Origin of the sequence: Kribbella koreensis, from assembly GCF_039525325.1 — a bacterium.
GTDB classification, from domain to species: Bacteria; Actinomycetota; Actinomycetes; order Propionibacteriales; family Kribbellaceae; genus Kribbella; species Kribbella koreensis.
The window spans coordinates 171,544-178,575 of the sequence record NZ_BAAAHK010000014.1 but is presented as its reverse complement, the minus strand read 5'-3'; the positions used below and the strand labels follow the sequence as shown (position 1 = coordinate 178,575).

General features: G+C 69.8%; 6 protein-coding genes. All 6 read left to right on the top strand.

The window, feature by feature from the left end; genetic code table 11:
- Positions 1–112 precede the first annotated feature (112 nt).
- The 6 genes from ABD116_RS29290 to ABD116_RS29265 all read left to right on the top strand — a co-directional run bounded on the left by ABD116_RS29290 (position 113) and on the right by ABD116_RS29265 (position 6,870).
- Positions 113–1,327, top strand: coding sequence for a PucR family transcriptional regulator (locus ABD116_RS29290; RefSeq protein WP_343977339.1), 1,215 nt, complete (start codon positions 113–115; stop codon positions 1,325–1,327).
- A 79-nt stretch (positions 1,328–1,406) separates the two neighbouring features.
- Entirely contained in the window at positions 1,407–2,597 is a 1,191-nt protein-coding gene (locus ABD116_RS29285; protein ID WP_343977336.1) for an acyltransferase domain-containing protein, read from the top strand.
- A 1-nt stretch (position 2,598) separates the two neighbouring features.
- Positions 2,599–3,597, top strand: coding sequence for a beta-ketoacyl-ACP synthase III (locus tag ABD116_RS29280; RefSeq protein WP_343977333.1), 999 nt, complete (start codon positions 2,599–2,601; stop codon positions 3,595–3,597).
- Positions 3,598–3,696: 99 nt separating this feature from the next.
- Complete coding sequence (locus tag ABD116_RS29275; protein WP_270131318.1) at positions 3,697–3,945, top strand: acyl carrier protein; 249 nt, start codon at positions 3,697–3,699, stop codon at positions 3,943–3,945.
- 138 nt (positions 3,946–4,083) lie between these two features.
- Positions 4,084–5,319 (top strand): beta-ketoacyl-[acyl-carrier-protein] synthase family protein, encoded by a 1,236-nt coding sequence (locus tag ABD116_RS29270; protein WP_343977327.1) that lies wholly within the window; start codon positions 4,084–4,086, stop codon positions 5,317–5,319.
- 126 nt (positions 5,320–5,445) lie between these two features.
- Positions 5,446–6,870, top strand: a complete 1,425-nt coding sequence (locus ABD116_RS29265; RefSeq protein WP_343977324.1) for an acyl-CoA carboxylase subunit beta — start codon at positions 5,446–5,448, stop codon at positions 6,868–6,870.
- Positions 6,871–7,032 lie beyond the last annotated feature (162 nt).

Sequence of the window (7,032 nt, the reverse complement as noted above, 5' to 3'; positions counted from 1 at the left end):
CTCTGGCGGGGCGGGGCGGGCGATGCGGGCGGGGCGACTCTGGCGGGGTGGGGCGGGGCGGGGTGGCTGGTGGTTGGGGAGGGGTGCGGGGTGGGCTCTGTAGGGTCGGGGTGTGGGTGGGAAGCGGAGGATCAGTGCGCATGAGGCGCGGGCGCTTCGGTTGCAGGGGGCTACCGGGGCGCTGGCGACGGCTGCTATTGCGGCGATGGATGAGAAGTTGCCGTGGTTCAGCAAGCTGTCGGCGCAGGACCGGTCGTGGATCGGGCTGGTGGCGCAGTCCGGTATCACCGCCTTCGTCGACTGGTTCCGGGATCCTGAGGCGCACTCTTCGATGCCGACGCGGATGTTCGGGTCGGCGCCGCGGGAGTTCACCCGGGTCATCTCGTTGCATCAGACCGTCGACCTGCTCCGCACCACGATCGAGATGATCGAGCAGACGATCGGCGACCTGCTCCCGGCCGACGACGTACCGGCCGTCCGCGAGTCGATGCAGCGGTACGCCCGTGAGGTCGCCTTCGCCGCCGCCACCATCTACGCCCAAGCAGCCGAGATGCGCGGCGCCTGGGACGCCCGGCTCGAAGCGCTCGTCGTCGACTCGGTCATCCGCGGCGAGGCCGACGAGTCCGTACGATCCCGCGCCTCCGCCCTCGGCTGGACCGGCACCAGTACCACCGGCGGCACCTCGTCGGAGGTCGCCGTGGTCGTCGGACGAGCCCTCGAGGCCGAGTCCGGCAGCGCCAACGTCGCCGACGCAGTACGGCATGCGGCCCGCGAGGCAGGAGCCGACGCGCTGTGCGCGATGCAGGGCGACCGGCTGGTGGTGGTACTCGGTGGTACGAGCAAACCTGTCGAGATCGTACAAAAACTGGCGGGCTGGTTTGGACCCGGCCCGATCGTCGTGGGACCCGTTGTCAAGGACCTCATGTCCGCCGTCACCAGTGCCCGGGCTGCGGTCGCCGGCCTCCGCGCCGCACCCGCCTGGCCAGGTGCCCCGAGGCCGGTCCAGGCCGACGAACTGCTGCCCGAGCGGTCACTGTCCGGCGACGGTCATGCCCGCCGGCAACTCGCTTCGGACGTCTACGGCCCGCTCACAATGGGCGACGGAGTACTACTCGACACCGTTTCGACCTACCTGGACTCCGGTGGTTCCATCGAGGCGACGGCCCGGGCGATGTTCATCCACGCCAATACCGTCCGGTACAGGTTGAAGCGTGTGGGCGAACTCACTGGCTACTCGCCGTCGAATCCCCGAGACGCTTTCACGTTACGTGTCGCACTGACCCTCGGGCGCCTGCTCAACCCGGAGCCCGGATCGTCGTTTTTGTAGGAACCCTACAAAGTCCTGCGGGTAGAATTCGTGGCGCATTGTGCTCCGCGAACCGGCTGCCTCAGGGAGAGTTGTTCTCGTGCTCGTCATCGCTGCGCCCGGACAGGGCGCCCAGACCCCAGGATTCCTCGAGCCGTGGCTGGCCGACCCCGTCTTCGAGAACCGGCTGAACTGGCTGTCCGCGGTCGCCGGTCTCGACCTCGCCCACTACGGCACCAAGGCCGACGCCGACACGATCCGCGACACCGCGATCGCGCAGCCGCTGCTGGTCGCCGCCAGCATGCTGTCCGCGCTGGCGCTGTTCCCGCACCCGGGCGACTCGTTCGAGAAGATCGGCGCGCTGGCCGGCCACAGCGTCGGTGAGATCGCCGCCGCCGTCGGCGCCGGTGTGATCACCGGTGAGCAGGCGATGGTGCTGGTCCGCGAGCGCGGCAAGGCGATGGCCGCTGCCTCCGCCCTGACGCCGACCTCGATGACCGCGGTGCTCGGCGGTGACCGCGAGGAGATCCTCGCCAAGCTGGACAAGTACGGGCTGACCGCCGCCAACGACAACGGCCCCGGCCAGATCGTCGCCGCCGGTACGGTCGAGGAGCTGGCCGCCTTCCAGGCCGACCCGCCGGAGAAGACCCGGCTGATCCCGCTGTCCGTCGCGGGCGCCTTCCACACCAAGCACATGGAGCCGGCCGTCCAGACGCTGGCCGGTTACGCCCGCTCCATCACCACGCACGACCCGCGCACCCGGCTGATCTCGAACCGCGACGGCCAGATCGTGCACGACGGCCGCGACGTCCTGCGCCGGCTGGTGCAGCAGGTCAACGCGCCGGTCCGCTGGGACCTGTGCATGCAGACGATGGCCGACCTGCAGGTCACCGGCATCCTGGAGATGACCCCGGCCGGCACGCTGACCGGGATCGCCCGGCGCGCGCTCAAGGGGGTCGAGGTGTTCGCGCTGAAGACGCCGGACCAGCTCGACGACGCCCGCGCGTTCGTGGACAAGCACGGCAGCCCGTCGGAGATCAACGCGTCGCCGACCTGGCGGCTGCTGGTCGCGCCGATCAAGGGCACCTTCACCCGGGAGGGACAGGTCACCCGGGAGTCGGGCGACACCGTCGAGGCCGGTGAGGTGGTCGCCTTGGTGAAGAGCCTGCGTGACGAGGTCGAGGTCCGCGCGCCGCACGGCGGCAGCGTGGTCGAGTGGCTGGTCGAAGAAGGCGACCCCGTCGCCCCTGGACAGCCGCTCGTGCGGCTGCACCCGAGTGGAGTGAACTGACATGGGCGGACAGATCGCAGAGTCGACCGGAGCGGCGCACGCCGCAGTACTGGGCCTCGGCTCGTACCGGCCGCGCAGAGTGGTGCCGAACTCGGAGATCCTGGAGCAGATCGACTCCAGCGACGAGTGGATCCAGACCCGCTCCGGGATCAAGGAGCGCCGCTGGGCCTCCGAGGACGAGACCATCTTGATGATGTCGACGAACGCGGCCAAGGAGGCCCTCGCCGACTCCGGGATCGACCCGGCGCAGATCGGCTGTGTCATCACCGCGACCGTCACGCACCTGTACCAGACCCCCGCGATCGCGACCCAGATCGCCGTCGCGGTCGGCGCCCCGACGGCGGCCGCGTTCGACGTCTCGGCCGCCTGCGCCGGGTTCTGCTACGGCATCGCGATGGCCAGCGACCTGGTCCGCGGCGGCAGCGCGAAGTACGTGCTGGTGATCGGGGTCGAGCGGCTCAGCGACATCACCGACCGGACCGACCGCGGGACGGCGTTCATCTTCGCCGACGGCGCCGGCGCGGCCGTGGTCGGACCGTCCGACGAGGCGGGCATCGGCCCGGTCGTCTGGGGTTCGGACGGCACCCAGCACGAGGTGATCAGCCAGAAGGAGTCCTGGGTCGAGGCGCACGGCAGCTACCAGTGGCCGCACCTCACGATGGACGGCAACCCGGTGTTCCGCTGGGCGTCGTTCGAGATGGCCAAGACCGCGCAGCAGGCGCTCGACGTCGCCGGCGTCAAGCCCGAGGACCTCGACCTGTTCATCCCGCACCAGGCGAACATGCGGATCACCGACGCGATGCGGCGCACGCTGAAGCTGCCCGAGAGCGTCAAGGTCGCGCGCGACATCGAGCGGCAGGGCAACACCTCCGCCGCCTCGATCCCGCTCGCGATCGCGACGATGCGCGAGAACGGCGAGGCGAAGAGCGGGGACGTCGCCCTCATCATCGGCTTCGGCGCGGGACTCACGTTCGCCGCCCAGGTGATCCGGCTCCCGTAGTACGGGGGCGCGGTAGCCCATAGTTGTCCGGGGCGGCTCAGGTGGCCGATCCCGGCTCGCAGTACCTACAAAGCACGTATCCGAAAGGGAACCACACAGATGGCCAGCACCGAAGAGATCCGCTCCGACCTCGCCGAGATCGTCAACGAGATCGCCGGCATCCCGGTCGAGGACGTCCAGCTGGACAAGTCCTTCACCGACGACCTCGACGTCGACTCGCTCTCCATGGTCGAGGTGGTCGTCGCCGCCGAAGAGAAGTTCAGCGTCAAGATCCCCGACGACGAGGTCAAGAACCTGAAGACCGTCGGTGACGCCGTCGCGTTCATCGAGCGCGCGCAGAACGGCTGATCGAGACCCGTCTCGATCGTGCTGGCAGCCGTCGCGGGCTCACTGGATCTCAGCATCCGGTGAGCCGCCGCGGCAGCCCCAGCCGGTACGCCGTACCGGCCTCCCCCACCCGTTGATACGCCGAAGGATGAGGTAACCATGTCGAAGACCCGAGTCGTCATCACCGGGCTCGGAGCGACGACCCCGGTCGGGGGCGACGTCGCCAGCACCTGGGAGGCGCTGCTGGCCGGTAAGTCCGGCGCCAAGCTGCTCACCGCCGACTGGGTCGAGGAGCTGCCGGTCAAGATCGCCGCTCCCGCCGCTGTCGAACCCACCGAGATCATCGAACGGGTCAAGGCCCGCCGGCTGGACCGCAACGCGCAGTTCGCCGTCGTCGCCGCCCGCGAGGCCTGGGCCGACTCCGGCCTGGCCGACGTCGAGCTGGACAAGACCCGCCTGGGCGTGGCGATCGCCACCGGCATCGGCGGCCTGATGACCACGCTGGCCAACTACGACCTGCTGCAGAAGGGTCCGCGCCGGGTCTCCCCGCTGGCGATCCCGATGCTGATGCCGAACTCGGCGGCCGCCAACGTCGGTCTCGAGCTGGGTGCGCTGGCCGGCGTACAGACTCCGGTCTCCGCTTGCGCGTCGAGCAACGAGGCCATCTCGCTGGCCGCCGACCAGATCCGGCTCGGCCGCGCCGACATCGTCGTCGCCGGTGGCGCCGAGGGTTCGATCGCCGGCCTGCCGCTGGCCGCGTTCGGCCAGATGATGGCGCTGAGCAAGCGCAACGACGACCCCGAGCGCGCGTCCCGTCCGTGGGACGTCGACCGCGACGGCTTCCTGCTCGGTGAGGGCGCCGGCGTGCTGGTGCTGGAGAACTACGACCACGCGGTCGCCCGCGGCGCGAAGATCTACGCCGAGTTCGCCGGCGCCGGGATCACCGCCGACGGTCACGACATCGTCCAGCCCGACCCGACCGGCTCGGGTGCCGAGCGCGCGATGCTGCAGGCGCTGCGCGAGGGCGACCTGGCCACCGGCGACATCGTGCACATCAACGCGCACGCGACCTCGACCCCGGCCGGTGACGTCGCCGAGGCGATCGCGATCCGCAAGGCGCTCGGCAAGGTCGCCGACACCGCCGTGGCGACCGCGCCGAAGTCGATGATCGGCCACCTGCTCGGCGCCGCCGGAGCGGTCGAGTCGATCGCCACCGTGCTCGCCCTGCACCACCGGCTGGTACCGCCGACGATCAACCTGGACAAGGTCGACGACGGTGTCGAGCTCGACATCGCCACCGAGCCGCGCAAGCTCGGCGACGGGGACATCGCCGCACTGAACAACTCCTTCGGCTTCGGCGGCCACAACGTCGCCCTGGCCTTCAAGTCCGTCTGATGCCCCGACGCAGTCTGATCAGTGAATCAGGCTGGTGCAGTCAATCGGTCTGATCTGTGAGTGGGCCGGGGCCCCTGTCCCCGGCCCACTGATCAGTCCGCGCCTTTCCGACCCCGGGAGATGCCCATGACCACCGCACCTGTGAAGCCGGTCAAGCTGCCGCGCGAAGAGGATCCCCGCAATCCGGTCTCCCGGCTCACCGCGCTGTTCGACCCGGGCACGCTCGAGCTGATCACCCCGGACAACCTGTCCGGCATGCTCGCCGCACGTGGCACGATCGCCGGCGCTCAGGTGATCGCCTTCTGCTCCGACGCCACCGTGATGGGTGGCGCGATGGGCGACGAGGGCTGCGAGGTCGTCGTACAGGCCTACAAGGTGGCTCGCGAGGAGGAGCTGCCGATCATCGGGCTGTGGCACTCCGGTGGCGCGCGGCTGGCCGAGGGCGTGCTGTCGCTGCACGCGGTCGGCAAGATCTTCTACGAGATGACGCAGGCGTCAGGCAAGATCCCGCAGATCTCAGTCGTACTTGGCCCCGCGGCGGGTGGAGCGGCGTACGGGCCGGCGCTGACCGACATCGTCATCCTCGGGCCGGAGGGACGGATCTTCGTCACCGGGCCGGACGTGGTCCGCTCGGTCACCGGCGAGGACGTCGACATGCTGCGGCTCGGTGGACCTGAGCCGCACGGGCGGCGGTCCGGCGTCGTGCACATCACCACCGACTCCGAAGCGGCCGCGATCGAGAAGGCGCGAAGCCTGGCGGATCTGTTCGCCAACCCCGGCTCGGTGGCGGATGAGGTTTCCGACACCGACTTGTCCGGCTTCCTGCCGGAGTCGGCCAAGCGTGCGTACGACGTCCACCCGCTGGTCGGCGGGGTGCTCGACGAGGAGTCCGGCGTCGAGCTGCATCAGCGGTGGGCGCCGAACATCGTCACGACGCTCGGGCGGCTTGGCGGTCGTACCGTCGGGGTGATCGCGAACAACCCGTTGCGGCTGGGCGGTTGTCTCGATGCGTTGTCGGCGGAGAAGGCTGCTCGCTTCGTGCGGATGTGTGACGCGTTCGGCGTGCCGATGGTGGTCCTGGTCGACGTACCTGGGTATCTGCCGGGTGTTGGGCAGGAGTGGGACGGCGTCGTACGCCGGGGCGCCAAGCTGCTGCATGCGTTCGCGGAGTCCGTCGTACCGCGCGTCACGCTGGTGACCCGCAAGACCTACGGTGGCGCGTACATCGCCATGAACGCACGCTCACTCGGCGCGACCCGGGTGTTCGCCTGGCCGCGGGCCGAGGTTGCCGTCATGGGTGCTGTCGCGGCCATCCGGATCCTGCACCGGCGCCGGCTGGCCGAGGTCGAGCCGGATCTGCGGCCGCAGGTCGAGGCCGAGCTGGCCGCCGAGCACGAGAAGATCGCCGGCGGTATCGAGCGTGCCCGTCAGATCGGCGTCGTCGACGAGATCGTCGAGCCGGTGCAGACACGCTCGGCCCTGGCTGCTGCAATCGCTGCCGCAGAGTCCGGCGGACGCGTTCGCGGGCGGCACGGGAACATTCCGCTGTAATACAAAAAGAAGGGCGCGGACCGTGAGGTCCGCGCCCTTTCACGTGGTGCGGCCGCTGTGTGTGACAACCGGGGGTGTCCCGACACCCGGTGGCCCAGCGGCCACTTCTTGGTCCCGATCAACGGGAAGCTTGTTCATAGCATCGTGCAAATCGCGCTGCTT

Bases quoted from the DNA above. Each gene is read 5' to 3' on its own strand.
- ABD116_RS29280 (WP_343977333.1), top strand. From the start codon at position 2,599: ATGGGCGGACAGATCGCAGAGTCGACCGGAGCGGCGCACGCCGCAGTA.
- ABD116_RS29275 (WP_270131318.1), top strand. From the start codon at position 3,697: ATGGCCAGCACCGAAGAGATCCGCTCCGACCTCGCCGAGATCGTCAAC.
- ABD116_RS29270 (WP_343977327.1), top strand. From the start codon at position 4,084: ATGTCGAAGACCCGAGTCGTCATCACCGGGCTCGGAGCGACGACCCCG.
- ABD116_RS29265 (WP_343977324.1), top strand. From the start codon at position 5,446: ATGACCACCGCACCTGTGAAGCCGGTCAAGCTGCCGCGCGAAGAGGAT.